Source organism: Micrococcus sp. KRD070 (assembly GCF_017168435.1).
GTDB classification, from domain to species: Bacteria; Actinomycetota; Actinomycetes; order Actinomycetales; family Micrococcaceae; genus Micrococcus; species Micrococcus luteus.
In genome coordinates, this window is sequence record NZ_JABFNH010000024.1 from 223,470 (window position 1) to 248,094 (window position 24,625).

Here is a 24,625-nt window from a genome sequence, read left to right on the forward strand (position 1 = left end):
GTGCGGGCGGGGTCATGCCTGAGAGGCTACCGCCGGGCCGTCCTCCTCCGCCGCGATGCGTCCCCCCGCGCCGAGGCGCACGGTGCGGTCGGCCATCACGGCGGCCTCCGCGAGGTCGTGGGTGACGACGACGCCGGTCGTCCCCGCCGCCCGCAGCACCGCCCGGATGTCCTCGGCCAGGCGCCGGCGCAGGTCCGCGTCGAGCGCGGACAGCGGCTCGTCCAGCAGGAGCACCCGCGGGGCCGGGGCCAGCGACCGGGCCAGCGCCACGCGCTGGGCCTGCCCGCCGGAGAGCCGCTGCACAGGCCGGTCCGTGAGCTCGGTCAGGCCCACCAGGTCCAGCAGCTCGGCCACGCGTGCCCGCCGCCGGGCCCGGTCCCAGCCGGCGGACTCGAGGCCGTACGCCACGTTCCGGCCCACGGTCCGGTGCGGGAACAGCTGCCCGTCCTGGAACACCATCCCCACGCCCCGGCGGTGCGTCGGCACCGCCGCCACGTCCCGCCCGTCGAGCTCCACCGTGCCCGCCACGACGTCCTCGAGCCCGGCGATCCCGCGCAGGATCGTGGACTTGCCCGAGCCGGAGGCGCCCACGAGCGCCACGATCTCCCCGGCGGCCACGTCCAGGTCCGTCCCCCGCACGGGGGTGGAGCCGTCCGGATAGCGGATCGCCACATCCCGCAGCCGGAGGGAGGCCCCCGTCGTCGTCGGCGTCATCACAGACCTCCCGCCCCGGCCGGGCCCCGGGGGCGCAGCCGCTCGCACACCAGCATGATCCCGGCGCTCAGCACGGCCAGCACCGTGGCCGCCGCGAGCGCCATCCCGTAGTTGTCCGCGCCCGGCCGGCCCAGCAGCCGGGCGATCAGCACCGGCAGGGTGGGCGCGGACGGGCTCGCCAGGAAGCTCGTGGCCCCGAACTCGCCCAGGGACACCGCGAAGGCGAAGCCCGCGGCCACGCCCACGCCGCGGGCGAGGAACGGGCCGTCCACGGTGGCCAGCACCCGCCACGGGCCCGCCCCGAGGGTGCGTGCGGCCTCCCGCAGCCGCGGGTCCACCGCCGCGAGCACGGGCACGAGCGCCCGCACCGCGAGCGGCAGCGCCACCACCGCCTGGGCCAGTGGCACGAGCACGCCCGAGGCCGCCAGCTCCGGGAACGCGGCCCGCAGGGACACGACGAAGCCGAAGCCCACGGTCACCGCGGACACGCCGAGCGGCAGGAGCAGGGCGCCGTCGAGGGCCCGCTGGGCCACCAGCGCCGCGCGTGAACGGAAGGGCCGGGTCAGCAGCAGGGCCAGCGGCACGGCCACCACGAGCGTCACGAGCGTGGCGTCCACGGCCACCCGCAGGGACTGTTCGAGCGCCTGGGCCGGCGTCGACCCGCCCACGAACCCGCTGCCCGCGCTCGTGGACAGCAGCCGATAGTTGCCCAGCCCCCAGCCGTGGCGGGTGTGGAAGGAGCGCACCACGAGCGTCAGGATCGGCGCCACCACGAGCGCCACCACCGCGAGCATCACGGCCACCGGGACCGCGTCCGCGCGCGTGAGCCGGGCCGGCGGCGTCTCCCGCAGGCGCAGCGCCCGCTGGGTGCGCGCCGCCGTCACGCCGGAGACCACGACGGCGGCCAGCACCACCGCGAACTGCAGCACGGAGAACACCGCCGCGGTCCGCAGGTCCAGGTAGACGGAGGTCTGCACCCAGATCTCCGACTCGAGCGTGCCGTAGCCGGGCCGGCCGAGCGTCTGGACGATGCCGAACGCGGACGCGCAGAACAGGAACACCAGCGCCGCGCTCGCGGCGATCGCCGGGGCGAGCTGGGGCAGCGTCACGGTGCGGAACGCCCGCCACGGCGAGGCGCCCAGGGTGCGGGCGGCCTCGGTCTGGCGCGGGTCGAGCGCGTTCCACAGCGCGCCCACCTGGCGCACCACCACGGACACGTTGAAGAAGACCATGGCCAGCACGACGGCGGTGGTCGTCTGGTCCAGCCCGGTGAAGCCCAGCGGTCCGCCGGGGGCGAGCAGGGCGCGGAACGCGACGCCGACCACCACCGTGGGCAGCACGAACGGCACGAGCACGAGGGCGCGGAGCACGGCCCGCCCCGGGACGCGACGCCGGTGCAGCACGAACGCGGTCGGCAGGCCGAGCGCCACCGAGACCACCGTGCCGGCGGCGGCCATCCCGAGCGTCTGGCCGAGGATGCGCCACGTGCGCTCGCGGGCGAGGGTCTCCCTGAAGGCGGTGAGGTCCACGGCGCCGGTGAACGCGTCGGCGTCGCCGCCGATCCCGCGCCAGAGCATGGCCGCCACGGGCCACGCGAAGAAGACGAGCAGGAAGGCGACCGGCAGGACGGCGGCCACCAGCCACCACGGGCCGAGCCCGTCCCCCCGGCCGCGGGCCCGCCGGCGCGGCAGGTCCGTGCCGGGGGCCGCGACCTCGGTGAGCGCGGACATCAGCGCCGGGAGGCCTCGGCCAGGGCGGTCCACTCCTTCAGCAGGTCCTCGCGGCGCTCGTCGATGCGGGCGGGGTCCGGGGTGATGGCGTCCTCGACGAGCGGCGCGTTCTGCGCCCACTCCTCGGGCAGCTGCACCGACTCGTCGATCGGGTACATGTACATCGACTCGGGCAGGGCGGACTGGACCTCCTCGGTGAGCAGGAAGTCCACGAACGCCTGTGCGCCCTCGGGGTTCTTCGCGCCCTCGAGCACGCCGGCGTACTCGACCTGCGGGGTGCAGGAGTCCTCGATCACCTCGGTCTCGGGGGCGAACGCGGGGGAGGAGGAGTAGGAGAGCACCACCGGGAACTGGCCCTTGCCCTCGCCGCCGGAGAAGTCCGAGTTGTAGGCGTCGGACCAGCTGTCGGCGATCTTGCCGCCGTTCTCCATCAGGCCCTGCCACCAGTCCTGCCAGCCGTCGTCGCCGTACTTCTCCGTGGTGGCCGCGAGCAGCGCCAGGCCGGGGGAGGAGGCCACGGGGGAGGTGGCGACCGTCAGCTTCGCGTACTCGGGGTCGTCGAGCTGGTCGATCGAGGTGGGGGCCTCGACGTCGTGGGCCTCGAACCATGCCGGATCCGTGTTGAAGCACACCTGGCCCTGGTCCACCGGGGTCATGCGGTCCTCCACCATCCGGTCCTGTGCGGAGGCGGGCAGGTCCTGCGGGGTGTATTCGGCGACGACGCCCTCGCGGACGAGGCGGTGCGCCGAGTGGTCCTCCACGCCGTAGACGCCGTCCACGGTGGGCTCGTCCTTGGCCAGCAGGAGCTGGTTCACCACGCTGCCGGCGTCGCCGGGGGCCGTCGTCTTCAGGGTGTAGCCGGACTCCTGCTCGAACTTCTGGACGAGCTCCTGGGGCAGGTTGAACGAGTCGTGCGTCATGATCGTCACCGTCGTCGGCTCGCCGCCGGCGCCGGCGGCGGACGACGACGCCCCGTCGCCGGACGAGCCGGACACCGAACAGCCGGTGAGGGCGAGGGCGGCCACTGAGAGGGCGGCGAGGGCGCGGTGCGGGGTGCGGGACATGGCGGTTCTCCTCTGGGACGGCAGAGGGGCCGGGACGAGGCCGCCACCGGAATCCCGGGACGACGTCGACCGGGAGACTCGACTTCCTTCGCCGGTGCGGACCGGCGCAGGTTCGAGGGTCTGCGGCGGACCGCACTCTCAGCGCCGCGCGGGCGCTCCCCTGTCGATGTGGACTGGTCCCGACCCTACCCCGTCCGGCCCGCGCATAGACTGCCCGCGTGAGCGCCGCACAGCCCGCGGGGGTGACCCCGCCGCCCGCCTCGTCCAGCCCCGCCTCCGACTGGGACATCCGCCGCCCCCACCGCATGTGGCCGCGCATGCTGGTGATCGTCCTGACGCTCGCGGGCCTGGTGCTGGTGGTGCAGTTCTTCCAGGGGATCGCCTCCATAGCGGCGCCCGTCTTCCTGGGGCTGAACCTCGTGATCGTGGCCTACCCCCTGCAGGCCTGGCTCATCCGCCGGGGCCTGCACCCCGTGCTCGGGGCCGCCACCACCGTCCTGCTGGTCGTCGCGGTGATGGCCGTGTTCGGGGGCATGATGGTGTGGTCCGGCCTCGAGCTGGTGGCGGAGCTGCCGAAGTACGCGGACCGCTTCCAGCAGATCGTCCTGGACGTCTCGCACTGGCTCAACGAGCGCGGCGTGACCCCGGACATGGTGTCCCAGCAGCTGGCCTCGATCGACATGAGCACCGTGACCGGGACGGCCGTCAGCGCCATCACGAAGATCGCCACGAACGTCTACGCGGTCTTCGGTCTGCTCGTCACCGTGATCATGGGCATGTTCTTCCTGGCGATGGACTCGATGGACGTCGAACGCCGCGTCCGCCTGCTCAGCACCGCCCGCCACGAGTTCGGCCACGCCCTGGTCGAGTTCGCCCAGGGCGTGCGCCGCTACTGGGTGGTCACCACGGTGTTCGGCCTGATCGTGGCGGTGCTGGACGTGATCGCCCTCATGCTGATCGGCGTGCCGCTCGCGCTCGTGTGGGGCGTGCTCAGCTTCCTCACCAACTACATCCCGAACATCGGCTTCATCATCGGCCTGCTGCCGCCGGCCGTCCTGGGCCTGGCGGCGGGCGGCTGGTCCGACTTCCTGTGGGTGGTGGTCAGCTACTCGGTGCTGAACTTCGTGCTGCAGTCCGTGATCCAGCCCAAGGTGGCCGGCGACGCGATCGGCGTGATCCCCACCGTCAGCTTCCTCTCCCTGCTCTTCTGGGCCTGGGTCCTCGGCCCGCTCGGCGCGATCCTCGCGCTGCCCTGCACGCTGCTGGCCAAGGCCGTGCTGATCGACGCCGACCCGAACGCCCGCTGGATCAACGCGCTCATCGCCTCGGACCTGAAGGGGATGGAGCGCCGTCAGTCCTCGCTCCTGGAACGGCTGCGCCCGGCGGCCTGGCGATCCGACGCGCACGGGGGAGATGAGGACCGCGCCTCGGCGGACGGCGGGGACGACGACGGTCCCGCGACGGACGAGGTCACGGGCGGGGCTGGAGCAGCACCAGGTCGTTGAGCGCGCCGGCCAGCCGCAGCAGCGGCGGGGCGGGGAACGACAGCTGGGGCAGCCCCGGGTGCAGTGCCGCGCACGCGGCGGCCGCGGCCTCCTCGCCCGCGGCGTCCTCGAACGCCGGCCGCAGCACCGCAGCGCCCAGCGGCAGCGTGTCCAGGAGGGAGCGGGGGCCCCGCTCGGCCGGGTCGTACGCGGCGGGCTGCGCCGCCCCGGTCACCGTGCGCACGCGCAGGGGCCGGCCGGCGGCGTCGTCGGCGCCCTGCAGGAAGCGCAGCGCCGCCGCCGCGTAGGGGTGCTCGGGGTGGAACCGGTCGCCGCGCCAGTGCACGGCGGCCTCGCCGTCGCCCCCCAGCCGCACCCACGAGGCCAGGTGGCCGGGCCCGCCCCACGGCCCGGTGTCCGGCCGCGGTGCCGGCGGCACCCACAGCACCCGGGTGATCCCCAGCAGGGCGGCGAACTCGGCGGCCACCTGGCCGGGGGTCCACGCGCCGTTGATCCGCCCGTCCAGCACGGGGTCCGCGGCCACCACGGCCGTCCCCTCGCCGTCGCTCACCCAGGCCCCGCGCGGGGCGCACAGCAGGGGGGTGAGCAGCGGCAGTCCCGCCGCCTCCGCCACGGCCGTCGCGGCCGCGCCGTCGAGCGGCCCGGTCCCGGTCAGTCCCGCGGCGCTGCGCCAGGCGACGGCGGCCAGGCCCTCGGGGCGGCGGATGAAGCTCGGCCCGGTGCGGCCCAGCAGCGGTGAGCCCACGGGCGCGCGCAGCAGGTCCACCTCCGGGGGCACCAGCCGCGCCGCCCCGGCGTCGCGCGGGTGGGCGAGCACGGTGACCGGCAGCACGGCGGCGAGCGTCTCGGCCAGGCCCACGACGGCGTCCCGCGTCTCCCCCAGCAGCGTCGGCACCGGGTGGCGGTGGGGCAGGACGAGCCAGGCCCGCTCGGGCGGGTCCTCGGGTCCGGACACGGGCACGACGACGTCCCGGCGCTCCCGCGCGTCGGTGGGGACGGGGTCGGCGGCGGCCATGGCGGACGGGCTCCTGGGAAGACGGCGGCGACGCGCGGGCGCGCGGCGAGGGGATGTCCATCGAGCATAGGCGTCTGACAGGAAGCCGCGGCGGTTTGACCTGTGACCCGGCACACGTGCAGAGTGCGGCCATGACCGCGATGTTCTCCGCCCAGGACCACGACGATCTCGACCGGGTCCTCGGCGCGACCGGCGGGATCCCCGACCCCGCCGACCTGCACGCCCTCGCCGACGACGCCGTCGCGCAGGTGCGGCGTTGGCTCGCCGAGTCCCGCGACCATGAGGCCGACTTCGCGGCCCGCCAGCTGGCGGGCGCCCTGAAGGAGCCGGGCGGCCTCGACTTCATCGTGCGCTTCGTGGACCACGTGGTCCGCCCCGAGGACCCCGCGATCGCCGCCCGGGCGCTGCGGGAGCTCGCCGGCCGCGCCCCCGGCTTCCTGCCCCCGGCCCTGCGCGCCGTCCTCGGCGTCGGCGGCCGCGCCGCCCCGCTCGTGCCGCGCATCGCCGTCCCCACGGCCCGCCGCGTGCTGCGGCGCATGGTCTCCCACCTGATCGTCGACGCGCGGGACCGGCAGCTCGGCAAGGCCATCGCGGCCCTGCGCGACGAGCACACCCGGCTGAACATCAACCTGCTGGGCGAGGCGATCCTCGGCCAGGGCGAGGCGGACCGCCGACTCGAGGGCATCGCCGCGCTGATCCGCCGCGACGACGTCGACTACGTGTCCGTCAAGGTCTCCGCCGCCACCGCCCCGCACGCGCCCTACGCGTTCGACGAGGCCGTCGCGGACATCACCGAGCGGCTCACCCCGCTGTTCGAGCTCGCCCGGGACCGGGACACCTTCATCAACCTGGACATGGAGGAGTACCGCGACCTCGACCTCACGCTCAACGTGTTCACCGCCCTGCTCGAGCAGCCGGGCCTGCGCGACTACGAGGCCGGCATCGTGCTGCAGGCCTACCTGCCGGACGCGCTCGCGGCCATGGTGCGCCTGCAGGAGTGGGCCGCGCGCCGCGTCGCCGCCGGCGGCGCCCCGGTCAAGGTGCGCGTGGTCAAGGGCGCCAACCTGCCCATGGAGCGGATGCAGGCCTCCCTGACGGGCTGGCCGCTGGCCACGGTGGGCTCGAAGCAGGAGGCGGACACCAACTACAAGCGCGTGCTCAACTACGCGCTCACCCCGGAGCATCTGGCCCACGTGCGCATCGGCGTGGCCGGGCACAACCTCTTCGACGTGGCCCTGGCCCACCGGCTGATCGAGCGCCGCGGCCTCGACCCGGCCGCGGTGGAGTTCGAGATGCTCCTCGGCATGGCCACCGGCCAGGCCGCCGCCGTCCGGGCGGACGTCGGCGCCCTGCTGCTCTACACGCCCGTGGTGCGGCCCGAGGAGTTCGACGTGGCGATCTCCTACCTCGTGCGCCGCCTCGAGGAGGGCGCCTCCCCGGAGAACTTCATGTCCGCCGTGTTCGACCTGGACGCGGACGCGGACCTGTTCGCCCGCGAGGAGGAGCGCTTCCGCGCCTCGCTGCGCCACCTGGACGCGGCCGTGCCCCGTCCGAACCGCCTCCAGGACCGGTCCCGCGGGGAGGACGGGCCGACCCCCGCCCCCGTGGACGGCTTCGCCAACACCCCGGACACGGACCCCGCGCTGCCCGGCAACCGGGAGTGGGCCCGCCGGATCCTCGCGGCCGTCCCGGGCTCGGACCTCGGGACGGACACCGTCCGCGCCCACCGCGCCACCACGGCCGACGACGCCCGCGCCGCCATCGCCGCCACCGCCGACCCCGGCGCCCGCTGGGGCTCGCTCACCGGCCACGAGCGCGCCGACGCGCTGGACGCCGTCGGACGGGCCCTGCACGCCGGCCGGGCCCGCCTGCTGGAGGTGGCCGCCGCCGAGACCGGCAAGACCCTGGACCAGGGCGACCCCGAGGTCTCCGAGGCCGTGGACTTCGCGCACTACTACGCGCGCCTGGCCCGCGGCCTGGACGCGGTGGAGGGCGCTCGCGCCGTGCCCGTCCGCCTGACCCTGGTGATCCCGCCGTGGAACTTCCCCGTGGCCATCCCGGTCGGGGGCGTCCTCGCCGCGCTCGGGGCCGGCTCGCCCGTGGTGTTCAAGCCGGCCCCGCAGTCCGAGCGGACGGGCGCGGTCGCGTGGGAGCTGATCGTGGCCGGGCTGCGGGACTCGGGGCTGTTCGACGACCGCGGCCCGCTCGCCGGGCACGACCCCGCGGACCTCGTGCGCCTGGTGACGCTGGCGGACGAGGACGAGGCGGAGGTCGGCGCGGCGCTCGTGACCGACCCGGCCGTCGAGCGGCTCATCCTCACCGGCAGCTGGGACACCGCACGGCTGTTCAAGGGGATGCGCCCCGACCTGCACCTGCTCGCCGAGACCTCCGGCAAGAACGCCGTGATCGTGACCCCGTCCGCGGATCTGGACCTGGCCACGAAGGACGTGGTCCAGTCCGCGTTCGGTCACGCCGGCCAGAAGTGCTCGGCGTCCTCCCTCGTGGTGCTCGTCGGCTCCGTGGGCACCTCCGAGCGCTTCCACCGGCAGCTGCTGGACGCCGCCTCGTCCCTGCACGTGGCGCACCCCGCGGACCCGCGCGCCGAGATGGGCCCCGTGATCGAGGCCCCCGGCGAGAAGCTGCGCCGCGGGCTCACCGAGCTCGGCCCGGGGGAGCGGTGGGCCCTGCGTCCGCGGCAGCTGGACGAGACGGGTCGCCTGTGGAGCCCGGGCATCCGCTCCGGCGTCCGACCCGGCGCCGACGCCCACCTCACCGAGTACTTCGGCCCCGTGCTGGCCGTGATGACGGCCGAGACGCTCGAGGAGGCCATCGGGATCGTGAACGCCGTGGACTACGGCCTCACCTCCGGGCTGCACTCGCTGGACCGGGAGGAGATCGACGTGTGGCTGCGCGGCGTGCGCGCCGGCAACCTCTACGTGAACCGCGGCATCACCGGGGCCATCGTGCGCCGCCAGCCCTTCGGCGGCTGGAAGCGTTCCGTCGTCGGCCCCACCACGAAGGCCGGCGGGCCGCACTACCTGCACGGCCTCGTGGACTGGGAGGACGCGCCCACGTGGGCCGGGGGAGAGGGGCGGCCCGGGTCCGTGGCCGACGGTGCGGGCGCGTCCTGGCTCGAGACCGCCCGCGCCCTCGACACCCACGCGTGGACCACCGTGTTCGGGGTGGCCACGGACGTCTCCGCGCTCGAGGCCGAGCGGAACGTGCTGCGTCACGTCCCCACCCCGGTCCTCGTGCGCCGGCACTCGGGGCCCGCCGACCACCTGCTGCGCATCGTCTCCGCCGGCCTGCGCGCCGGGGCGCCCATGACCGTGAGCCTGCGCCCGACCCCCACCGCGGAGGGGCCCGACGCGGACGGGCTCTCGGCCGAGGCCGTGCGCGGCCGGGTGGAGGAGCTGGTCCGGTCCGCCCGCACGGAGGGTGCCGGCACGGCCGCGCCGGTGGACGTCGTCGTCGAGGATGACGCCGCGTTCCACGACCGCGCCCGGCGGCTGGCCCTCATCCCGCCCGCGACGGAGGGCGGCGGCGACGCGCGGATCCGGCTCGTCGCCGACTGGACCGGCGACCGGGAGGCGGCCGAGGCGGCGCGGAGCGCGCTGCACGCGGCGCTCGGCGACACCCCCGACGTGGCGGTCTACGCTGGCCCCGTGGTGAGCGCCGGCGAGGTGGAGCTGCTGCCGTTCCTGCACGAACAGGCCGTGTCCGTGACCGCCCACCGGTTCGGCACGCCGGACCATCTGACCGAGGGGGTCCTGTGACCCCGAGGAGGAACCTCCGATGCATCTGATCCCCCGCACGATCTGGGTCGTCGCCCGCGCCCGCCGCCGCCCGCGCGCCGGACTCTGGGAGCCGACGACGCTGCCGATGCGCGCCCTGCCCACGGACGTGGACCTGGCCCTGCACGTCAACAACGGCCAGTACTTCGGGCTGTTCGACCTCGGCCGCTTCGACGCGATGGTCCGCACCGGCCTGTGGGACGAGATCCGCCGTCGCGGCTGGACGCCCGTGGTGCAGGCCGAGCAGATTGCGTTCCGCCGCTCGGTGACCCTGGGGCAGCGGTTCGACGTGGAGACGCGGATGATCGGCCTGGATGAGCGCGCGGTGTGGTTCGAGCAGCGCGTGGTGGTCGACGGCGACGTCGCGGTGCGCGCGTACATCTGCACGCGCCTGCGCAAGAAGGACGGCCGCCCCGTGGAGAACGACGAGGTCCGGGCGATCGCGGCGGCGGCCGGCCACGACCTCGCGGGGGAGCCGACGCTGCCGGAGTGGCTGCACGAGTGGCGGCGCAGCGTGGCCCTGCCGTCGGCCCGGACGCCCCTGCCCCACACGTGGGACCTCGACACAGTGCGGCGAGGATGAACGTTCGAGTGATATAGGGCACGATGGTCGGGTGAACAACAGACTCCTGATCGTCGCGACCCTCTCGCTGGCCGCGCTCGTCGTCGTGCTGGTGGCCGCCATCGGCGGCGGCGCGTGGTGGGTGCTGGCGGTGCTCCTGGTGGCGCTGCTCGTGCTCGCCGTGTGGGACATGACCCAGAAGCGGCACGCGATCCTCCGCAACTACCCCGTGCTCGGCCACATGCGGTACCTACTCGAGTCGATCCGCCCCGAGATCCAGCAGTACTTCATCGAGCGCAACTTCGACGGCAAGCCGTTCGACCGGGACACGCGCTCGATCGTCTACGCCCGCGCGAAGGGCCTGGACAGCCACAAGGCGTTCGGCACCGAGCGGGACACCGCGGAGATCGGCTACGAGTTCCTGTTGCACTCCACCGCCCCGGTCAACCCGCCGGAGGAGCCCCCCACGGTGCGCATCGGCGGCCCGGACTGCCGCCGGCCCGTGGACATCTCGCTGATGAACATCTCCTCCATGTCCTTCGGCTCCCTCTCCGCCAACGCCGTGATCGCCATGAACAAGGGCGCCGGTCTGGGCGGGTTCATCCACGAGACCGGCGAGGGCGGCCTCACCAAGTACCACCGCGGCAACGGCGCGGACCTGTTCTGGGAGATCGGCTCCGGCTACTTCGGCTGCCGCAACGAGGACGGCACCTTCAGCCCGGAGAAGTTCGCCGAGAAGGCGCTGCTGCCCGAGGTCAAGGGCATCACCATCAAGATCTCCCAGGGCGCGAAGCCCGGCCTGGGCGGCATGCTGCCCAAGGAGAAGATCTCCCCCGAGATCGCCGAGGCCCGCGAGATCCCGATGGACAAGGACTGCCTGTCCCCGGCGTCCCACTCCGCGTTCCGCACCCCGCGCGAGATGGTCAAGTTCATCGAGCAGCTCCGTGAGCTCTCGGACGGCAAGCCGATCGGCATCAAGTTCTGCGTGGGCTCCCGCGTGGACGTGCTGGCCATGACCAAGGCCATCTGGGAGGAGCGGATCGCCCCCGACTTCATCATCGTGGACGGCTCCGAGGGCGGCACCGGCGCCGCCCCGCTCGAGTACTCGGACCGCGTGGGCACCCCGCTGACCGAGGGCCTCATGCTCGTGCACAACGCGCTCGTGGGCACCGGCCTGCGCCACATGATCAAGCTCGGCGCGGCCGGCAAGGTCGCCACCGGTTCGGACATCGTCAAGCGTCTGATCCAGGGCGCGGACTTCACCATGTCCGCCCGCGCGATGATGATGGCCACCGGGTGCATCCAGGCGCAGAAGTGCCACACGAACGAGTGCCCCGTGGGGGTGGCCACGCAGGACCCGCGTCTGATGCGCGCCCTCGACGTGGAGGACAAGGGCAACCGCGTCTTCAACTACCAGCGCCTGACCGTGCGCGAGGCCGTGCAGATCATGGCGTCCATGGGCCTGACGCATCCGTCCCAGCTGAACACCCGCATGCTGCGCCGCCGCGTGGACCACCTGAGCACCCGCTCGTACGCGTCCATCTACCACTGGCTGCGCACGGACGAGCTGCTCAACGACCCGCCCGCCGGCTGGGCCATGGACTGGGAGGAGGCGGACGCGGACCACTTCGGCGAGCACGCCCGCGTGGACTACCTCACCGAGCGCGACCCCCAGTGGCGCTCCGAGCTGCTGATCCCGGGCCGCGAGGCGGCCGGCGCCCCCGTGCAGGGCTCCCCAATCTCCGGGACGGGCTCCACGCTCGTCGACGCCCGGCAGACCGAGTCCGTGCCGCTGACGACGTCGCCGATGCCGCGCGTCAGCTCGTTGGGTGAGGGTGAGTCGCTGTCCCCGCACGGCGGCCGTCGTCGGGCCCCGCAGGATCCGGCACCCGCCGCCACCGCCGGCGAGACGCCCACCGACGAGAACGAGGGCCTGCCGGCGGAGGCCGGCGAGCGGCCCGAGCGCCAGGACGGCGAGGAGGTCACCCAGCGGGGGACCACCGGCCGCGTGGAGGGCGAGCACCGCGGCGAGGGCCGCGTCGGCTGACCCGCCCCCGCAGTCACCCCCGTAGTTGAACAGGGGCCCGCCGCTCGCCGCCCCTCCACGGCCCTGCTGTGGGTGCTGCTGGCGGCCATGGGCGCCGGGCCCCTGTTCAACTACGGCGTCTCCGCCTCCTCCACGGTCGTGATGGAGCGGCTCGACGTCACCTCGGGCCAGCTCGGCACCGTGATGACGGTCGTGTTCGCGGCGGCCGCCGTCACCTCGCTCGGCCTCGGCCGGGCCGCCGACCGCCTGTCCGCCCGCGCACAGCTGAGCATCATCTTCGGCGGCACCGCCGCGGCGCTCGTGCTCGGCGCCGTCGCCCCGTCCCTGCCCGTGCTGTACGCGGCGGCCGCCGTCGCGGGCGTCACGCAGGCCATCTCCAACCCCACCACGAACCGGATCATCCGGACCGTGGTGCCGCCGGAGAGGCGCATCGGGTGGGTCGGGGTGAAGCAGTCCGGCGTGCAGGCGGCCCAGCTGGTCGGCGGCCTGTTCTTCCCGGACGCGTCCCTCGCCCTCGGCTGGACGGGCGCCGCGCTGGGGGCCGCGGTGCTCATCGGGGCGCTCTGGGTGCTCGCGCTGGTCGCCGCCCCGCCGCTGCCCGGGGCGCCGCCGCCGGCCACCGGCCCCGTCGGCGGACGACGACGGCGGGACACCTCGCCCCTGCCGGCCACGGTCTGGTTCTTCGCGGCGATCGCGTTCCTCACCGGCCTGGGCATGCAGGCCACGAACACGTACCTGCCGCTGTTCGCGGTCGAGACGCTGGGGATGACGCTCGTGGCCGGCGGTGCCGCGGCGGCCGTGTCCGGGGTGGTGGGGGTTCTCTCCCGGATCGGGTGGAGCCGGCGGATGAGCTCCGGAGACCGGCCCACCACCCTGCTGACCGTGATCTGCCTGGGTGCCGTGGCCGGCGTCGTGGTGTTCCTCGCAGCGGACCTGCTGGATCTGCCGGTCCTGCTGTGGGTGGGCGCCGCGGTGCACGGACTGACGGTGCTGGGCGCCAACGTGGTGATCAACGCGGGTCTGCTGAGTGAGGTGCCGGCCGAGCGGCTGGGCCGAGCGACCGGGGCGAACTCGATGGGCATGTACGCCGGTTTCGCCCTGGGCCCGCTGCTGATGGGCGTGCTGCGCGACGTCACGGGCGACTACCGGGCCGGCTTCGCGGTCGTCGCGGCCGGGTATCTGCTGGCCCTGGGCGTGGTGCTGCTGTTGCGTCGCCACGTGGGTCGGCGGGGCGCGGCCTGACGCGCAGGGCCAGGACGAGGCCCACCCCGGAGGACCGCGCCTCAGCGACATCACCGCAGTGCAGCCCTGCGGTGGTGTCGCAGCGCCGCGGTCGAACGGGCGTACGGCGGAGTGCGGCGCAGTGCGCGGCGGGGCGTGCGGAAGCGCACACGACGACGCCCCCGGTCCGTGTGGACCGGGGGCGTCGGAAGCCGTGCGTCAGGCGAAGATCAGAGCTTCGTCACGTTGGCGGCCTGGAGGCCCTTGGGGCCGTCCTGGGTCTCGAACTCGACGCGGTCGTTCTCCTGGAGCTCCTTGAAGCCCCCGCCCTGGATGGCGGAGAAGTGCACGAACACGTCCGCGGAGTTGTCCTCGGGGGCGATGAAGCCGTAGCCCTTCTCAGCGTTGAACCACTTGACAGTACCGACAGCCATGATGGTGTCCTTTCGATGTGCCCCCGCGGTGCGGTGGCGGTGTTGGACCGCGGCCCGGATGTGGGACGCGGGTGAAGCGGCGAGACTGAACCGCTTGCCCAACACTCATCGACGCCGGCGATGCCGGGCTGACGAGCAGTGAAGATGGCGGGATACAGCTTGATCAACTTCAGGCTCCATCATTGCACGGATCTCGCCGACCGGGAACCAGGGGCCCGATTGTTCACCTGGAGTTCGCTCAGAGCGCGCGCAGGCCGTGGAAGAGATTGCGGTGCAGGGCGGCCGGGGGAGCGGCGTCCGTGTGATCCGCCAAGGCCGTCACCTCCAGCAGCACCACCGTGTGGTCGCCCGCCGGGACCTCGGCGTGCACCCGCGTCTCGAGCCAGAGCGAGGAGCCCCCGATCAGCAGGGCGTCGTGCGGGCTGCGGTGCACGTCGAGACCGGCGAAGCGGTCGCCCTCGCGGGAGGCCAGCTGACGGCACAGCGGCGTCTGGTCCGCCGCGAGCAGGGAGACGCCGATCGCCCCGGCCCGGCGCAGGCGCGGCCAGGTGCGGGAGCTGTTCTGCGCGGAGAAGGACACGAGGGCCGGCTCCCAGGAGATGCCCACGCCGAAGGAGGAGGACACCATCACCTCGGGGACGTCGTCGGCGAGGCCCGCCAGCGCGACGACCCCGGTGGGGAAGGCCGAGAGGCCGGAGCGGAGGTTGCCGAGGGACAGGTCGGTGTCCCACGCGGCGGTGTGGGGTTCGTGGGTCAGGGTCATGGCGCGCGTCCTCTTCCGATGACTGACGCGGCTCCGCAGACGGCGGGAACGCGGATCGCCCGGATCCGCGGAGACGCGGTACTTGCCCGTCGGGGTGTCCGAGGGGCCGAATCATCACCTGGAGCACCCCACTACTGCGTGAGAGGGTTGCCGTCCCGCCGGCCAGGGCCGTGAATGACGGGAACTCGTGATTCTGGGCACCAGCCTACGGAGGGGTCCGTGGGGCGGTCAAAGCGCGGCGGTCGCGCGGCGTCATCCGAGCTGCCGATGTGATGCTTGACACACCGCGCATCCCCAGCCAGGATCATCTCACTCGAGAGGGGGGAGCTCGAGACCGCAGCCCGCGGCCCCCGCAGTCGGTTCTCCGAGAGGGACCGGATCATGCGGATGGACATCGAGAAGAAGCCTGCGGCATTGCCGGCCGCCGTGGTCGTCGCGGCTCTCCTCGGTACCGCCATCTCGGGATGCTCCGCGTCCCCGGGCAGCGTCTCCTCCACCGCCAAGGCATCCACCGTTGTGGCGTCCTCCGTCACCGCGACGTCAGCGGCCCCCTCTGCAACCCGGTCGGCCTCCGCCACCGGTTCGTCCGCGTCGTCACCCGCCGGCGAAGAAGCACTCCCCGCCGCGCTGTTCGAGGAGGACGGGATGACGTTGGTCGAGTACACGCGCCGGCATCCGGATGCGGACCATCTCGACCCGGAGAAGGAGTCCGTCCTGGAGGAGGCGGTCGGGACGGGCACACAGCAGATCACCGTGGACGCCCAACAGGGTGCGGTCCTTCGGGTCATCGTGCTGTGTCCTTCGGATGCCACCGGTGAGACGGAGATCCTGACCTCACGGAGTGGCGGGGGAACGAAGACCTGGATGGCCGGGTCGGAGGCGCTGTGCGGCGGCTGGTCGGCGGCGACTCCCCCCCCGTGGATGAGGCGGGGCCGATGACGTTCACCGCCACGGTGGACAACGACAAGCCGTTCCGGATGGTGCTGACCGCACCCTCCGCATGAGGCCGCCATCACGACGGCGGATGACGGCGCGGGGAGGACTGAGTCGCTCAGCGTCGGTCGCGGCCGCGCAGCGCGTCCAGCTGCCGGCGGTCACGCTTGGTGGGCCGGCCCGCGCCGCGCTCGCGGTACGGCACCGCGAGCAGCTCACGCGGCACGGGCGGCGGGGAGTGGTCCACATACTGCTGCCGGGCCACGGGGGCACCCACCCGCTTGGCGATCAGCCCCGTGACCTCGAGGATCCGCTCACGTCCGTCCTGGCGCACCCGCACCCGGTTCCCGACGACGACGGGCGTCGCCGCCTTCACGGGCTCGCCGTCGATGCGCACGTGGCCCGCGCGCACGGCCGCCGTGGCCGCCGACCGGGTCTTGTACAGCCGCACGGCCCACAGCCACGCGTCGATGCGGACGCCGCTCACGCCCGCCCCCTCACGCGAAGCGGGCGCGGATCGCGGCGCCGTGCGCGGGCAGGCGCTCGTCCTCGGCCAGCACGCCGATCCCGTCCGCGACCTCCTCGAGCCCGGTCTCCGTGTAGCGGATGCGCTGCTGCAGGCGCAGGAACGTCACGGTGTTCAGACCGGAGGAGTGCCGGGCCGTCCCCGAGGTGGGGAGCACATGGTTGGACCCGGCCGAGTAGTCGCCCAGCGGCACGGGGGCGTACGGGCCCACGAACACGGCGCCAGCGTTGCGGATGCGCCCCACGAGGGCCTCGGGGTCGCGCGTCTGGATCTCGAGGTGTTCGGTGGCGTAGCGGTCGGAGACCTCCACGGCCTGGTCCATGTCCCGCACCAGCAGCACGCCGGACTGGGGGCCGGTGAGGGCCTCGCGGATCTGATCCTCGTGGAACGCCCCGGGCACCTGCGCCTCGATCGCCGCCTGCACGTCCCGGAGCAGGTCCTCGGAATCGGTGATGAGCACGGAGGCGGCCAGCGGGTCGTGCTCGGACTGGCTGATCAGGTCCGCGGCCACCCAGTCGGCGCGGGCGGTGCCGTCCGCGATCACGGCGATCTCGCTCGGCCCGGCCTCGGCGTCCACGCCGATCACGCCCTGCAGGGCGCGCTTCGCGGCGGCCACGTACACGTTGCCGGGCCCCGTCACCAGGTCGACGGGCGCGCAGAGCCACCCGCCGTCGTCGTCCTGGACGCCGTGCGCCAGCATGGCCACGGCCTGGGCGCCGCCGGCCGCGTAGACCTCGTCCACGCCGAGCAGCGCGCACGCGGCGAGCACGGTGGGGTGGGGCAGGCCGCCGTGGTCCCGCTGCGGGGGTGAGGTCACCGCGAGGCTCCCCACGCCGGCGGCCTGCGCGGGCACCACGTTCATCACCACCGAGGAGGGGTACACGGCGCGGCCGCCGGGCACGTACAGGCCCACGCGGCCCACGGGGATCCAGTGGTTCTCCACGACGGCGCCCTCGCCGAGCTCGACCGTGGAGTCCTGGGGGTGCTGGGCGGCGTGCACGAGCCGGGCCCGGCGGATCGACTCCTCCAGGGCGGCACGCACCCGCGGGTCGAGCCCGGCCAGGGCGGCCTCGAGCGCCTCCCCGGGCACGCGCAGGGCGGGCGGACGGACGCCGTCGAACCGCTCGGCCAGGTCCAGCAGGGTCTGCTCACCGCCGTGGCGGACCTGCTCGATGATCGGGGCGATCACCGGCACCACGGAGGACACGTCCACGTTCGCCCGCGGGATGATGCGGGACAGGTCCGCGGTGGCGGTGTCGAGCGGGCGCAGGTCGGTGACGGAGAGCACGGATTCCTCCAGAGGGGCGGTGGCGGGCCGGCGGGACGGGGCACGACGACGGCCGGGCCCGGACCGCGCGGACGGTCAGGCTCCATTGTGCTCTTCTCCGGGGTGCGTCCGGGGGCGGGTGTCAGACTGTCGTCATGGTCCTCCCCGTCCTGCCCGCCCTCGCGACCCCGCCCCTGCTGACCGCCCTGGACCGCCTCCTGGCGGGCGAGACCGTGCCGTCCGGGGTGGAGGGGGACATCCAGGACGGGGCGGCCGCCACCACCCGGGCCTTCGGCGTGGAATGGGGGACGCTGCTGACCGTGCTGATGGCGTTCGCGATCGGCGCGGCGGTCGTGTACCTGGCCCTGCAGGTGGCACGCGTCGTGCTCGTGCGCCGCCCCGCGTTCCAGCACGGCGCCGCACGGCTGAGCCTGCCGGCCGCCGTCGCCGCCGGCCTGCTGGCCTCCCGGATCTGGCTCGGGGTCATGGCCGAGGAGCAGGCCTGGTACCGGCCGGCGTCGTTCCTCTTGCTCATCGCCGTGGCCGCCGCGGGCGCGTGGGCCGCGTGGCGCCTGGTCGGCGTGATCGAGGCGGGGATCCTCGGCCGCTACCAGGAGACCGGCGTCGAGCACCGCCGCGAGCGACGCATCCGCACGCAGACCATCCTGATCCGGCGCATCCTCAACGCGGTGATCGTGGTGGTGGTCGTCGCCGTGGTCCTGCTGGGGGTGCCCGAGGTGCGCTCGCTCGGGGCCGGCCTGCTCGCCTCCGCCGGTGTGATCTCGGTGATCGCCGGCCTGGCCGTGCAGTCCACGCTGACCAACGTGTTCGCCGGCTTCCAGCTCGCCTTCACGGACGCGATCCGGGTGGGCGACGTGGTGGACATGGAGGGCGTGTTCGGCACCGTCGAGGAGATCACCCTGTCCAACGTGGTGCTCAAGCTCTGGGACGGCCGCCGCATGGTCTACCCGTCCTCGCACTTCACCACCCGGCCGTTCGAGAACTGGACGCGGGTGGGCGCCGAGGTCTCCGGCGTCGTGGAGCTGGACGTGGACTGGCGCGTGCCCATGGACGCGCTGCGCGCACGACTCACCCAGCTGCTCGAGTCCACGGACCTGTGGGACGGACGCGAACACGCGCTGCAGGTGACCGACGCGACCGGCGGCGTCGTGCGCATCCGCGCCGTGGTCTCCGCCCGCAACTCCGGCGACCTCTGGGACCTGCGCTGCCTCGTGCGCGAGGACCTCGTGGCCTTCCTGCGCCACGAGCACCCCGAGGGCATCGTGGTGCAGCGCATGGTGGTCCGGCACCCCGCCCACGACGACGCGGCGCCCGCCTCCGAAGGCTCCGACGCGGGGGCCCGCGGTGGCGACCGGACGGGTGAGCCGGGCCCGGACGGCTCCGGGGTGGCGGCCCGCGAGCCGCGCCCGCACACCGCGCCGCTGCCGCGCGTCGACGGCGCCGATCCGCGCCCGGACACCCTCACCACACCGCTGACCCGCGTGGGCGACCACTCCGGCCTGTACACCGGCTCGATGACGGCGGTGCAGCGCAACCGCGAACTCGCCGGCCCGGGCGAGGAGGCGTTCGCCGAGCGGCGCGCCCAGCGGGCCAAGCAGGCGGCGGAGGCCGCGGCGGCGGACGAGGCCGGGCGGCGCAGCGGCGCCGGCTCCCACGCGGACGGCCTCCTCGACGACGCCGTCACGCGCCGCCGTCAGGACGACGAGGACTGAGGCCCGGCGGGAGCGCTCAGCGCTCGAGCGTCGGGTCCCCGGGATCGACGGGCGTGAGCCGACGCCGCTCGGCCATCGGCTCGGACGCGGGCAGGCCGTGGGTGGCCGGGTCCGTCTCGGCGACGTGGCTCACGGCCTCGGGCGTGTGGTCCCCGTACTGCCGGTACTCCTTCACGCACAGCACGGGCTGATCGATCTCCTGCAGCAGCTCGTCCGAGACCGATCCCATGACGAACCGGCCGAAGCCGCCGCGGCGGCGCACGCCGATGACCACGATGGACGGGTCCAGCTCCGCGGCCACGTCCTTCATCTCCTCCACCGTGGACCGGCCGCGCGCGTACTGGCGGAACTCGGCCGTCACGCCGGAGGCGTCCAACCGGGCCTGCACGCCGCGCTGCTGCTCCTCCGTGACGAGGGACTTGGTGCGGTGCTCGCCGCCGGGGCCCGCATTGACCACCACCACGTGCTCGCCGGTGGAGCGGGCGATGTCCAGGGCGGTGTCCAGAGCGGCGTCCGCGGCCTTCGAGGGGGCGTAGCCGACGAGGATGGTCATGGGGTGCCTCCGCGGGGTCGAGGGGACGGGTCTGAGGTCAGCGTAGTGCGGGCCGGGCCCGCGGCGGAGGGGCTCAGCCCTCGCGCAGGTGGCGCAGGTGCGCGGCCACCGTCTGGACGGCCACGCGGGCCACGGTGCCGGTGAGGCCGGGGTAGATGCGCGGGGCCAGGTCCTCGGGCGTGATCGTCGCCGCCTCGGTCTCGGGCAGCGCGGCCAGGGCGGCGCGGATCTGCTCCAGGCGGCCCTCGCGGTGGTGCCGGTAGTCGCGGGCGACGACGTCCAGCGGCCCCGGCACGGGCCCGTGCGCGGGCAGCACCGTGAGCGGGCCCGCCGCCTCGAGGCGGCGCAGGCTGGCCAGGTAGTCGGTGAGGGTGCCGTCCGGGTGGTCGAGCATGGTGGTGCCCGAGCCGAGGATGGTGTCGCCCGTGATGACCGCGCCGTGCGCGCCCGCGTCCGGGACGGCGAACGAGTAGGAGTCTGAGGTGTGGCCCGGGGTGTGCCACGCCAGCACCGGGGTGCCGGCGACGTCGATCCGCTCGTCCGGCGTCAGGACGGCGGCCCCGCCGCGGCACCAGTCCGGGTCCGCGGCGCGCACGGGGGCGCCCGTGGCCGCGTGGAACGCGTCCACCCCGCCGGTGTGGTCGGCGTGCCGGTGCGTCACCAGGATGAGCGCGATCCGGCGCCCCTCGGCCGCCGCACGGACGCGCTCGAGGTGCGCGGCGACGTCGTCCTCCGGGCCCGGGTCCACCACGACGGCCGCGTCCGAGCCCGGTGTGGCGACCATGTACGTGTTGGTGCCCGCGAGGGTCATCGGGGAGGGGTTCTGGGCGGTCACGCAGCGCACCAGCGGGGCGGGCGTGGGGCCGGGCGTGGCGGTGGTCGTCGTCATAGGCTCGAGTGTATGGAGGATCAGCAGACCGGCCAGGCCGCGGACCGCGGCACCATCGACACGCGCGCGGGCCTCAAGGGCAACTACGTGCAGTCCGGGGCGGAGTTCACGCGGGACACGAACTACATCGCGGACCGGATCGTGGCGGACCCGGAGGCCGTGCGGGCCCTGCCCGTGGCCGAGCCGTCCACGGTCGGCCGCGTGGGCGGCGGGCTCACCGAGGGGGCCGAGGCGTGGCCCGTCGAGGCGGGCCGCTACCGGCTCGTGGCGGCGCGGGCGTGCCCGTGGGCGAACCGGACGATCATCGTGCGTCGCCTGCTCGGCCTGGAGGACGCGATCTCGCTGGGCACCCCGGGGCCGACCCACGACGAGCGCTCCTGGACCTTCGACCTCGACGAGGGCGGGAAGGACCCCGTGCTCGGCACCGAGCGGATCCAGGAGAACTACCTCACGCGGTTCCCCGACTACCCACGGGGCATCACGGTGCCGGCGATCGTGGACGTGCCGACGGGCGGCGTCGTGACCAACGACTACCCGCAGATCACCCTCGACCTCTCGACGGAGTGGACCGCGTTCCACCGCGACGGCGCCCCGCAGCTGATCCCCGACGCCGGGCCGGAGCGGGACGAGATGTTCGAGGTGATCGAGCGCGTGTTCACCGAGGTGAACAACGGCGTGTACCGGTGCGGCTTCGCGGGGTCCCAGGAGGCGTACGACGCCGCGTACGAGCGGCTGTGGACCGCGATGGACTGGCTCGAGGAGCGCCTGACGACGCGCCGCTTCCTGATGGGGGAGCGGATCACCGAGGCCGACGTGCGGCTGTTCACCACGCTGGTGCGGTTCGACCCCGTGTACCACGGGCACTTCAAGTGCAACCGGAACAAGCTGACCGAGATGCCGGCGCTGTGGGGCTACGCGCGCGACCTGTTCCAGACCCCGGGCTTCGGCGACACGATCGACTTCGCGCAGATCAAGGAGCACTACTACGTGGTCCACGAGGACATCAACCCGACGGGCATCGTGCCCGCGGGCCCGGAGCTGGCGAGCTGGCTGAGCGAGCACGGGCGTGAGGCGTTCGGCGGGGACCCGTGGGGCGGCGGCACCGCACCCGGGCCCGTGCGCGAGGGCGAGCGCGTGGACCCGGAGCACACGCCGCTGCGGTGAGGTCGCCCGGCCCGGCCCGCAACGCGGGTTGAGTTGTCGCGGGTCCCGGGCTGGGACACCCGCGACAACTCAACCCGCGTTGGCATGCGGTGCGGGTGGGCGCCAGGGAGGCGCGCCGGGGATTGTTGAACAATCATCCTTCATGCCTCAAGATTGTGTGACCGGCACCTCAGCCGGGCCCGATCCGAGAGGACTGCACCGTGTCTCACGCGCCGCAGATCGACCTGAACTCCGACGTCGGCGAGTCCTTCGGCTCGTGGACGATGGGGGACGACGCCGCCATCATGCCCTCCGTCTCCTCTGCCAACGTCGCGTGCGGCTTCCACGCGGGCGATCCCTCGGGGATCGCCCAGACCTGCCGTGACGCGGTCGCCGCAGGCGTCACGATCGGCGCGCACGTGGGCTACCGCGACCTCGCCGGCTTCGGCCGCCGCTTCCTGGACTGCACGCCCACCGAGCTGGCCGACGACGTCCTCTACCAGATCGGCGCCCTCGACGCGCTCGCCCGCGCGGCCGGCGGCCGGGTCCGCTACGTGAAGCCGCACGGCGCCCTCTACAACACGATCGTCCGTCACGAGGCGCACGCCCAGGCCGTCGTCGACGGCGTCAGGGCGTTCGGCTCCGACCTCCCGCTGCTGCTCCTGCCCGGCTCCGTCGCCCTGGACAAGGCGGCCGCCGCGGGGCTGCGCGGCGTCGCCGAGGCCTTCGCGGACCGCGGCTACAACCCGGACGGCACGCTCGTCTCCCGCCGCGAGCCCGGCGCGGTCCTCCACGACGAGGACGCCGTCGCCGCCCGCATGGTGCGCCTGGCCACCGAGGGCGTCGTCGCGGCGGTGGACGGCACGGACGTGCGCGTCGACGCCGAGAGCATCTGCCTGCACGGCGACACGCCCGGCGCCGTGGCCATGGCCGCGGCCGTGCGCCGCGCGCTCGAGGGCGCGGGCGTGTCCATCAAGGCCTTCGCATGAGCGCCCCACGTCACCCCGCCGCCACACCGCCGGCCCGCCCGATCCGCTGGGTCGGCACGCAGGGCTTCCTCGTCGAGTGCGCCTCGCTCGAGGACGTCATGGCCGTCCACGCCCACCTCACGGCCCACCCGGCGCGCGGCCAGCGCCAGGTCATGGCCGCCGCCGCGACCGTCCTGGTGACCTTCACCTCGCAGGCCGCCGCCGAGCACGCCGCACCGCGGGTCAGCACCCTCACCCCGGACACCGGTGAGCTGACGGGGGGCCGCATAGTCGAGATCCCCGTGGTCTACGACGGTGAGGACCTCGCCGAGGTCGGCCGGCTCACCGGGCTCGGCGTCGACGGCGTCATCCGGGCCCACAGCGAGGCCGACTGGTTCGCCGCGTTCGGCGGCTTCGCGCCGGGGTTCATGTACTGCGCCTCCGAGGCGGCCCCGTTCGAGGCGCCCCGTCGCAGCTCGCCCCGCACGGCCGTCCCGGCAGGCGCCGTCGCCGTCGCCGGGGCCTTCTCCGCCGTCTACCCGCGCACCTCGCCCGGCGGCTGGCAGCTCCTCGGACACACCACCGCGGCCCTGTGGGACCTCGGCCGCGAGCAGCCCGCCCTGCTGCAGCCCGGCGACCGTGTCCGCTACGTCCCCGTGCGCCCGACGGCGTCCCTCACCTCCGGCGCGGACGCGGCGGTCGACGCCACCCCGCCCGCCGACGCCGCGGCCGGCCTCCCGTCCGTGGCCGGCCGCCGCGGCGTCACCGTCGTGGACCCGGGGCTCCTGACCCTGGTCCAGGACCTGGGCCGCCCGGGCCTGGGCGACCTCGGCGTCGTCGCGTCCGGCGCGGCCGATCGGGACGCGGCGCGCCAGGCGAACCGGCTCGTGGGCAACCGCTCACGCGAGGCGGTGCTGGAGACCGTCCTGGGCGGCCTCACCCTCACCGCGCACGGCCACCAGGTGATGGCCCTGGCCGGCGCCGAGGCCGGCGGGACGATCACCGCGGCCGACGGCGCCACGCGCCGGGTGCTCGCCCGCACGCCGTTCGTCGTGCTGGACGGCCAGACGCTGACGGTGGACGAGCCGGTCGGCGGCCTGCGCGTGTACGTGGGCCTCCGGGGCGGGATCGACGTGCCGCCCGTGCTCGGCAGCCGCTCGACCGACACCCTGTCCGGGCTCGGCCCCGCCCCGCTGACGGCGGGGGACCGCCTCGCCCGCCGCGTCGGCCCGGATGCGAGGGGCGCCGCCGGCGCCTCCGCCGCGAGCCCGACCGCCGCCGGCGCCCCCGCCTCGGCGGAGGCCGGCGTCGCGACGGTGGGGGACCCGGAGACCTCGCTGCGCCCCATGCCCGCGCCCGGCCAGGTGGCCGTGCTGCGCGTGGTCCCCGGCCCCCGCGACGACTGGTTCGGCGAGGCGGGCCTGGAGCGCCTGTTCACGCAGGACTGGGACGTGAGCCAGCAGACCGACCGGATCGGCGTGCGCCTCACGGCCCCCGACGACGGCGCGCCGCTCGAGCGCGTGCGGGAGGGCGAGCTGAAGTCCGAGGGCGCCGTGCGCGGCGCGCTGCAGGTGCCGCCCTCGGGTGAGCCCGTCCTGTTCCTCTCCGACCATCCGGTCACCGGCGGCTACCCGGTGATCGGCGTCGTGGCCCGCGCGGACCTCAGCCTGGCGGCCCAGCTGCCGCCGGGCGCCCGCGTCCGCTTCGTCCCCCATCCCCGCCCCGGCGCCGAGACCGTCGTCGACTCCGCATCGCCCTCCGAGG

The 24,625-nt window shown here is 74.6% G+C and carries 20 protein-coding genes and 2 riboswitches; of the genes, 10 read left to right on the top strand and 10 right to left on the bottom strand.

Features of this window, described 5'->3' with window-relative positions; all coding sequences use genetic code 11:
• Window positions 1–12 precede the first annotated feature (12 nt).
• Genes J1M38_RS10665 through J1M38_RS10675 form a run of 3 tightly spaced genes read right to left on the bottom strand, consistent with a single transcriptional unit; the run spans window position 13 to window position 3,508 of the window.
• Window positions 13–714: an ABC transporter ATP-binding protein gene (locus J1M38_RS10665; protein ID WP_036316162.1), complete on the bottom strand. Its 702-nt coding sequence runs from the start codon at window positions 712–714 to the stop codon at window positions 13–15.
• Window positions 714–2,444 (bottom strand): iron ABC transporter permease, encoded by a 1,731-nt coding sequence (locus tag J1M38_RS10670; protein WP_060973498.1) that lies wholly within the window; start codon window positions 2,442–2,444, stop codon window positions 714–716. The genes J1M38_RS10665 and J1M38_RS10670 overlap by 1 nt, the downstream gene beginning before the upstream one ends.
• On the bottom strand, window positions 2,444–3,508 hold the full coding sequence (locus tag J1M38_RS10675) for a thiamine ABC transporter substrate binding subunit (RefSeq protein ID WP_060973499.1): 1,065 nt from the start codon (window positions 3,506–3,508) through the stop codon (window positions 2,444–2,446). The genes J1M38_RS10670 and J1M38_RS10675 overlap by 1 nt, the downstream gene beginning before the upstream one ends.
• A gap of 66 nt (window positions 3,509–3,574) precedes the next feature.
• A riboswitch (TPP riboswitch) is annotated at window positions 3,575–3,680 on the bottom strand.
• Between the two features lie 46 nt (window positions 3,681–3,726).
• Between J1M38_RS10675 and J1M38_RS10680 the strand changes: the two genes are divergently transcribed.
• Window positions 3,727–5,013 carry an AI-2E family transporter gene (locus tag J1M38_RS10680; protein WP_060973500.1) on the top strand — a complete coding sequence of 429 codons (1,287 nt, stop codon included), beginning with the start codon at window positions 3,727–3,729 and terminating at the stop codon, window positions 5,011–5,013.
• On the opposite strand, the gene J1M38_RS10685 is transcribed toward J1M38_RS10680, so the two are convergent.
• Window positions 4,979–6,028 (bottom strand): agmatine deiminase family protein, encoded by a 1,050-nt coding sequence (locus tag J1M38_RS10685; protein ID WP_060973501.1) that lies wholly within the window; start codon window positions 6,026–6,028, stop codon window positions 4,979–4,981. The genes J1M38_RS10680 and J1M38_RS10685 overlap by 35 nt on opposite strands.
• Before the next feature lie 131 nt (window positions 6,029–6,159).
• Here J1M38_RS10685 and J1M38_RS10690 point away from each other — a divergent pair, with 131 nt between their 5' ends.
• From J1M38_RS10690 to J1M38_RS10705, 4 genes are all read left to right on the top strand, one after another.
• Window positions 6,160–9,804 carry a bifunctional proline dehydrogenase/L-glutamate gamma-semialdehyde dehydrogenase gene (locus J1M38_RS10690; RefSeq protein ID WP_060973502.1) on the top strand — a complete coding sequence of 1,215 codons (3,645 nt, stop codon included), beginning with the start codon at window positions 6,160–6,162 and terminating at the stop codon, window positions 9,802–9,804.
• Between the two features lie 19 nt (window positions 9,805–9,823).
• On the top strand, window positions 9,824–10,405 hold the full coding sequence (locus J1M38_RS10695) for a thioesterase family protein (protein ID WP_060973503.1): 582 nt from the start codon (window positions 9,824–9,826) through the stop codon (window positions 10,403–10,405).
• A 31-nt stretch (window positions 10,406–10,436) separates the two neighbouring features.
• Entirely contained in the window at window positions 10,437–12,431 is a 1,995-nt protein-coding gene (locus J1M38_RS10700; RefSeq protein ID WP_060973504.1) for an FMN-binding glutamate synthase family protein, read from the top strand.
• Window positions 12,432–12,518: 87 nt separating this feature from the next.
• Entirely contained in the window at window positions 12,519–13,673 is a 1,155-nt protein-coding gene (locus tag J1M38_RS10705) for an MFS transporter (RefSeq protein WP_206481526.1), read from the top strand.
• Between the two features lie 209 nt (window positions 13,674–13,882).
• On the opposite strand, the gene J1M38_RS10710 is transcribed toward J1M38_RS10705, so the two are convergent.
• Both J1M38_RS10710 and J1M38_RS10715 read right to left on the bottom strand, forming a co-directional pair.
• Window positions 13,883–14,086 (bottom strand): cold-shock protein, encoded by a 204-nt coding sequence (locus tag J1M38_RS10710; RefSeq protein ID WP_020628179.1) that lies wholly within the window; start codon window positions 14,084–14,086, stop codon window positions 13,883–13,885.
• A gap of 238 nt (window positions 14,087–14,324) precedes the next feature.
• The gene (locus J1M38_RS10715) at window positions 14,325–14,849 is read right to left on the bottom strand and encodes a flavin reductase family protein (RefSeq protein WP_036338761.1); all 525 of its coding nucleotides are present in this window, start codon (window positions 14,847–14,849) and stop codon (window positions 14,325–14,327) included.
• A gap of 73 nt (window positions 14,850–14,922) precedes the next feature.
• A riboswitch (SAM riboswitch) is annotated at window positions 14,923–15,042 on the bottom strand.
• Window positions 15,043–15,236: 194 nt separating this feature from the next.
• Between J1M38_RS10715 and J1M38_RS12115 the strand changes: the two genes are divergently transcribed.
• A complete protein-coding gene (locus J1M38_RS12115; protein ID WP_230956264.1) occupies window positions 15,237–15,788 on the top strand; it encodes a hypothetical protein in 552 nt (183 codons plus the stop codon).
• Between the two features lie 112 nt (window positions 15,789–15,900).
• On the opposite strand, the gene J1M38_RS10725 is transcribed toward J1M38_RS12115, so the two are convergent.
• Both J1M38_RS10725 and hisD read right to left on the bottom strand, forming a co-directional pair.
• Window positions 15,901–16,269: an RNA-binding S4 domain-containing protein gene (locus J1M38_RS10725; protein WP_002855797.1), complete on the bottom strand. Its 369-nt coding sequence runs from the start codon at window positions 16,267–16,269 to the stop codon at window positions 15,901–15,903.
• 10 nt (window positions 16,270–16,279) lie between these two features.
• The gene (hisD, locus tag J1M38_RS10730) at window positions 16,280–17,596 is read right to left on the bottom strand and encodes a histidinol dehydrogenase (RefSeq protein ID WP_036338764.1); all 1,317 of its coding nucleotides are present in this window, start codon (window positions 17,594–17,596) and stop codon (window positions 16,280–16,282) included.
• Window positions 17,597–17,730: 134 nt separating this feature from the next.
• On the opposite strand from hisD, the gene J1M38_RS10735 reads away from it, so the two are divergent.
• A complete protein-coding gene (locus J1M38_RS10735; RefSeq protein WP_206501247.1) occupies window positions 17,731–19,308 on the top strand; it encodes a mechanosensitive ion channel family protein in 1,578 nt (525 codons plus the stop codon).
• Window positions 19,309–19,324: 16 nt separating this feature from the next.
• On the opposite strand, the gene J1M38_RS10740 is transcribed toward J1M38_RS10735, so the two are convergent.
• The gene (locus J1M38_RS10740) at window positions 19,325–19,861 is read right to left on the bottom strand and encodes a universal stress protein (RefSeq protein ID WP_060774870.1); all 537 of its coding nucleotides are present in this window, start codon (window positions 19,859–19,861) and stop codon (window positions 19,325–19,327) included.
• 73 nt (window positions 19,862–19,934) lie between these two features.
• Window positions 19,935–20,750 (bottom strand): MBL fold metallo-hydrolase, encoded by an 816-nt coding sequence (locus J1M38_RS10745; RefSeq protein WP_206482163.1) that lies wholly within the window; start codon window positions 20,748–20,750, stop codon window positions 19,935–19,937.
• Window positions 20,751–20,762: 12 nt separating this feature from the next.
• On the opposite strand from J1M38_RS10745, the gene J1M38_RS10750 reads away from it, so the two are divergent.
• The 3 genes from J1M38_RS10750 to J1M38_RS10760 all read left to right on the top strand — a co-directional run.
• Window positions 20,763–21,914 (top strand): glutathione S-transferase family protein, encoded by a 1,152-nt coding sequence (locus J1M38_RS10750; RefSeq protein ID WP_063188863.1) that lies wholly within the window; start codon window positions 20,763–20,765, stop codon window positions 21,912–21,914.
• Between the two features lie 200 nt (window positions 21,915–22,114).
• Window positions 22,115–22,882 (top strand): LamB/YcsF family protein, encoded by a 768-nt coding sequence (locus J1M38_RS10755; protein WP_145015394.1) that lies wholly within the window; start codon window positions 22,115–22,117, stop codon window positions 22,880–22,882.
• The coding region (locus J1M38_RS10760; protein ID WP_206501248.1) for a carboxyltransferase domain-containing protein at window positions 22,879–24,625 on the top strand (1,747 nt) is incomplete at its 3' end. The genes J1M38_RS10755 and J1M38_RS10760, both read left to right, overlap by 4 nt.

Bases quoted from the DNA above. Each gene is read 5' to 3' on its own strand.
- J1M38_RS10695 (WP_060973503.1), top strand. From the start codon at position 9,824: ATGCATCTGATCCCCCGCACGATCTGGGTCGTCGCCCGCGCCCGCCGC.
- J1M38_RS10685 (WP_060973501.1), bottom strand. From the start codon at position 6,028: ATGGCCGCCGCCGACCCCGTCCCCACCGACGCGCGGGAGCGCCGGGAC.
- J1M38_RS10715 (WP_036338761.1), bottom strand. From the start codon at position 14,849: ATGACCCTGACCCACGAACCCCACACCGCCGCGTGGGACACCGACCTG.
- J1M38_RS10690 (WP_060973502.1), top strand. From the start codon at position 6,160: ATGACCGCGATGTTCTCCGCCCAGGACCACGACGATCTCGACCGGGTC.
- J1M38_RS10665 (WP_036316162.1), bottom strand. From the start codon at position 714: ATGACGCCGACGACGACGGGGGCCTCCCTCCGGCTGCGGGATGTGGCG.
- J1M38_RS10670 (WP_060973498.1), bottom strand. From the start codon at position 2,444: ATGTCCGCGCTCACCGAGGTCGCGGCCCCCGGCACGGACCTGCCGCGC.
- J1M38_RS10675 (WP_060973499.1), bottom strand. From the start codon at position 3,508: ATGTCCCGCACCCCGCACCGCGCCCTCGCCGCCCTCTCAGTGGCCGCC.
- J1M38_RS10740 (WP_060774870.1), bottom strand. From the start codon at position 19,861: ATGACCATCCTCGTCGGCTACGCCCCCTCGAAGGCCGCGGACGCCGCT.
- J1M38_RS10735 (WP_206501247.1), top strand. From the start codon at position 17,731: ATGGTCCTCCCCGTCCTGCCCGCCCTCGCGACCCCGCCCCTGCTGACC.
- J1M38_RS10745 (WP_206482163.1), bottom strand. From the start codon at position 20,750: ATGACGACGACCACCGCCACGCCCGGCCCCACGCCCGCCCCGCTGGTG.
- J1M38_RS10750 (WP_063188863.1), top strand. From the start codon at position 20,763: ATGGAGGATCAGCAGACCGGCCAGGCCGCGGACCGCGGCACCATCGAC.
- J1M38_RS10705 (WP_206481526.1), top strand. From the start codon at position 12,519: ATGGGCGCCGGGCCCCTGTTCAACTACGGCGTCTCCGCCTCCTCCACG.
- J1M38_RS12115 (WP_230956264.1), top strand. From the start codon at position 15,237: ATGGACATCGAGAAGAAGCCTGCGGCATTGCCGGCCGCCGTGGTCGTC.
- J1M38_RS10710 (WP_020628179.1), bottom strand. From the start codon at position 14,086: ATGGCTGTCGGTACTGTCAAGTGGTTCAACGCTGAGAAGGGCTACGGC.